At 44.8% G+C, this 3678-nt stretch carries 3 protein-coding genes; all 3 read left to right on the forward strand.

Annotated elements, in window-relative coordinates:
* The first annotated feature begins 99 nt into the window (after positions 1-99).
* The 3 genes from tsaA (at position 100) to AB4653_RS22775 (ending at position 3490) form a co-directional block, all read left to right on the forward strand.
* Positions 100-795: a tRNA (N6-threonylcarbamoyladenosine(37)-N6)-methyltransferase TrmO gene (tsaA, locus tag AB4653_RS22765; RefSeq protein ID WP_009847433.1), complete on the forward strand. Its 696-nt coding sequence runs from the start codon at positions 100-102 to the stop codon at positions 793-795.
* A gap of 101 nt (positions 796-896) precedes the next feature.
* A complete protein-coding gene (locus AB4653_RS22770) occupies positions 897-2612 on the forward strand; it encodes a proline--tRNA ligase (protein ID WP_102257775.1) in 1716 nt (571 codons plus the stop codon).
* A gap of 188 nt (positions 2613-2800) precedes the next feature.
* Positions 2801-3490: a tellurite resistance TerB family protein gene (locus tag AB4653_RS22775; protein ID WP_009847435.1), complete on the forward strand. Its 690-nt coding sequence runs from the start codon at positions 2801-2803 to the stop codon at positions 3488-3490.
* Positions 3491-3678 lie beyond the last annotated feature (188 nt).

Genomic DNA, 3678 nt, shown 5'->3' on the forward strand with positions numbered 1-3678 from the left:
GATATGTTATAACATATCAAATGATAATTATTATCAAAAGAAAAACAAGTGATTTTATGATATTTTTCCGTCTTAACTGAAACCAGAGAACACCTTGCTATGTACACCATTGAACCTGTTGGCTTTATTGAGTCTCCTTATAAAGAGAAGTTCGCTGTGCCAAGACAGCCTAGGTTAGTACCCACTTCTACCTCAAGAGTCAGGCTAGTTGAAGCAGCGAACTGCCTTGAGTCTGTTCGTGATATTGAACAATTTAGTCATGTGTGGTTGTTGTTTTTGTTCGATAAGAACCTTGAAGCAGGATGGAAACCAACCGTGAGGCCACCTCGCCTTGGCGGGAACGAACGTATTGGTGTATTCGCGTCTCGTGCCACATTCAGACCGAATGGAGTGGGTATGTCCGCGGTTGAGCTCAAAGGTGTATCTCAAGAAAAGGGACAAACTTGGTTGGACTTGGGCAGTGTTGATCTCGTTGACGGCACACCGATCATCGACATCAAACCTTATATCCCCTACTCGGATTCAATTCCCGATGCACTAGGAGGGTTTGCCGCCGATGAACCTGAAGTGCTAGATGTGAACTTCTCGCAGCAAGCCCAAAGTAAGCTCGCAAACCACCCACAAGCACGCCATATCATTCAGGTGATCAAAGAAGTATTAGGCCAAGATCCTCGCCCTGCCTATAAGAAAGGTAAGCCTGACAATAAGGAATATGCGGTAAATTTGTTCGATCTTAACGTGAAATTCGTGGTTGAAACGCTTTTCATCAATGTAACTGACATTGAACGCTTTTGAGATCCCAAATAGGCTGATATTATATGCGGCTATATCAGATTTGCTGTGGTTACGAACGACAGCAAGTTTTCTTTTATCAATGATGAAACGGATACCATAGAATGCGTACCAGTAACTACCTTCTTTCTACTCTGAAAGAGACTCCAAACGACGCAGAAGTTATCAGCCACCAGCTGATGCTACGTGCAGGTATGATCCGTAAGCTAGCTTCAGGTTTATATACTTGGCTACCTACTGGTCTACGTGTACTGCGTAAAGTCGAAAATATCGTTCGCCAAGAGATCGATAATGCAGGTGCCGTTGAAATCTTGATGCCCGTAGTTCAACCGTTTGAGCTTTGGGAAGAGACTGGCCGTTCTGAAAAGATGGGTCCTGAGCTACTTCGTTTCACAGACCGTCATTCTCGTCCATTTGTTCTTAGCCCAACAGCAGAAGAAGTGGTAACGAGCCTAGTACGTAACGAGATCAGCTCTTACAAACAGCTACCTCTAAACCTGTACCAAATCCAGACTAAATTCCGTGATGAACGCCGCCCTCGTTTTGGCGTAATGCGTGCTCGTGAATTCTCTATGATGGATGCGTACAGCTTTGATATCGATAAAGAAGGCTTAGAAAAGTCTTACCAAGCGATGCACGATGCTTACTGTAAAGCATTTGACCGCATGGGCCTTGAGTACCGTCCAGTATTAGCAGACTCTGGCGCAATCGGTGGCAGCGGCTCTCAAGAATTCCACGTTCTTGCTGAAAGCGGCGAAGACCTAATCGCATTCTCTTCAGAATCTGATTACGCAGCGAACATCGAGAAAGCAGAAGCACTAGCTCCAACGACTGAAGCGGCAGCGCCAACTCAAGAGATGGAACTGGTTGATACGCCAAACGCAAAAACAATCGCAGAACTTGTAGAGCAACACGGTTTAGCAATCGAGAAGACAGTTAAGACTCTATTCGTTAAAGCTTCTGATGAAGTAAATGCAGACATCATCGCGCTAATCATCCGTGGTGACCACGAGCTTAACGAAGTGAAAGCAGAGAACCTTCCACAGGTTGCTACTCCACTAGAGATGGCTTCTGAAGAAGAAATCCGTGCACTTGTTGGTGCAGGTCCTGGTTCACTTGGCCCTGTTGGTCTAGAGCTACCATTCATCGTTGACCGCTCTGTTGCTGTAATGAGCGACTTCGGTGCTGGTGCAAACGTAGACGGTAAGCACTACTTCGGTATTAACTGGGGTCGTGACGTTGAGCTTGCTCAAGTTGAAGACCTACGTAACGTAGTTGAAGGCGACCTTAGCCCATGTGGTCAAGGTACCATCCAACTTAAGCGCGGTATAGAAGTTGGTCACATCTTCCAACTAGGTAATACTTACTCTAAAGCAATGAACTGTAACGTGCTTGGTCCTGATGGTAAGAGCGTAATCCTAGAAATGGGTTGTTACGGTATCGGTGTTTCACGTGTTGTTGCATCTGCTATCGAGCAAAACCACGATAAATTCGGTATCACTTGGCCAGACGCACTAGCACCATTCCAAGTTGCTATCGTACCAATGAACATGCACAAATCTGAGCGCGTTAAAGAAGCCGCTGAGAAGCTATACGCTGAATTAACGGCTATGGGAATCGAAGTACTATTTGATGACCGTAAAGAGCGCCCAGGTGTTATGTTTAAAGATATCGAGCTAGTGGGTATCCCTCACACTATCGTCATCGGTGATCGCAGCATGGACGAAGGTAACTTCGAATACAAAAACCGTCGTACTGGTGATAAAGAAGCAATCGCTATGGACACGGTTATCGAGCACCTTACAGCTCAACTAGCTTAGTAATCCGATTACTCGCTAGATATACATTGAAAGGCTGCCATTAGGTGGCCTTTTTTGTGCCTGTCGTTTCTCTTCAAACTCCCTTCTATTTATCACCAGAGTAAATAACGTAAGTTAATCCCCTGTTCATCTTTAAATCCGTATATTGGTTCATCAACTCTTTAGACACGATTACATTGGAGGTATCGATGGATATCAAAAGCTTACTTAACCAAGCACTTAAGTCAGATCTCGTAAAACAAGGTACTCAGAAGCTTTCCCAAGGCTCTTCAAGTTTAAGTGGCCTAACTCAAGGCGGCAGTGGTAAGAATATCAACAAAAGCACGCTCGGAGCCTTCGGCGCTGGCGCAGTGGGCGGCGGACTCTTAGGTGCGTTAATGGGCTCTAAGAAAACCAATAAAATGGGTAAGAAAGCCGCTGGTATTGGTGGCGCTGCGGCACTTGGCGCACTCGCTTACAAGGTCTATAACGACTATCAGTCTAAACAAGGCCAAGCACCGAATTCCGAACAAGCTCAATTTGATGAGACCGATTCAAACCATAGCGTACTGATTCTAAGATCAATGATTGCTGCGTCCAAAGCTGACGGGCATGTTGATGAAGAAGAGATGGCTAAGATTGAACAAGCCGTCGAGAACATGGGCGCCGATTATCAGCTGACTAAATTGGTGTCTGAAGAATTGCACAAGCCACTCGATCCAAGCGAAATTGCTCAATTAGCAACGTCACCTCAACAAGCGAGTGAGATCTACTTAGCCTCTTTGATTGTAGCGGATGAGCAGAACTTTATGGAGAAGGCTTACCTCAAAGAGTTAGCAAAGCAGCTCAACTTAGCTGATGAGGTCACTTATCAGCTTGAACAGCAGATCTCTAGTTAAGCGGTAATTATCAGGCGAATCAGTAAATATCACGCTAAGTAACAAGTTAGCAAAGTGATACATTGAGCATCAACAGAATGAGATATTGAGCAAGAACAAACTAACTCGGAACTTAGTCAGATCCACTTTGTTTTTGCTTATCTCTATGTGTATATTGAGATCAGTTATCATTTGGTTAGGTATAAAAA

It is taken from the genome of Vibrio sp. 10N.222.48.A3, assembly GCF_041475345.1.
Lineage (GTDB): Bacteria > Pseudomonadota > Gammaproteobacteria > Enterobacterales > Vibrionaceae > Vibrio > Vibrio tasmaniensis_A.